This is a genomic window from Marinobacterium sedimentorum (assembly GCF_024267675.1).
Classification (GTDB): Bacteria; Pseudomonadota; Gammaproteobacteria; order Pseudomonadales; family Balneatricaceae; genus Marinobacterium_A; species Marinobacterium_A sedimentorum.
In genome coordinates this window covers 1-656 of sequence record NZ_JALDYX010000089.1, presented here as the reverse complement: position 1 = coordinate 656, position 656 = coordinate 1, and the positions used below count along the sequence as shown (strand labels likewise).

Below are 656 nucleotides of genomic sequence, written 5' to 3'. Positions count from 1 at the left end.
CTGGCTGCGGCCTATCGGGGTCAGGGCAAGTTTTCGAAGGCCGATGAGCTGTGTGCATCCGCATTGGCGACGCAACCGAGGCATCGCGGTGCGCTGCTCGGGCGCGTGGACAACGCACTGCAGCTCGGGGATCAGGCGGCAGCACTGGCCCATGTCGAAGCGGCATTGCAGATCCTGCCGCACGACCGCGCGCTGCTACTGAAGAAGGGTAACGTGCTTCAAGCGATGCAGCGCCACGGTGCGGCGACAGCGCATCTGGAGGAATTGCGGCTCCGCTGGCCTGAGGATGTGCTGCTGATGGTACAACTGGCCGCGGCCTATCGGAGTCAGGGCGAATTTTCGAAGGCGGATGCACTGTGCGAAACTGCATTGGCGACGCAGCCGGAGCATCGCGGCGCGCTGCTCGGGCGCGTGGACAACGCACTACAACGCGGAGATCAGGCGGCAGCACTGGCCCATGTCGAAGCGGCGCTGCAGACTCTGCCGGACGACCGCGCGCTGCTACTGAAGAAGGGTAACGTGCTTCTGGCTATGCAGCGCCACGATGCGGCGGCAGCACATCTGGAGGGATTGCGGCCCCGCTGGCCTGACGATATACCATTGATGGTACAACTGGCCGCGGCCTATCGGAGTCAGGGCGAATTTTCGAAGGCGGA

Annotated in this window: 1 protein-coding gene; it reads left to right on the top strand. The window is 64.2% G+C overall.

Annotated elements, in window-relative coordinates; translation table 11 throughout:
* On the top strand, positions 1 to 656 hold a 656-nt coding region (locus MRS74_RS23565), incomplete at both ends, for a tetratricopeptide repeat protein (protein ID WP_254582720.1).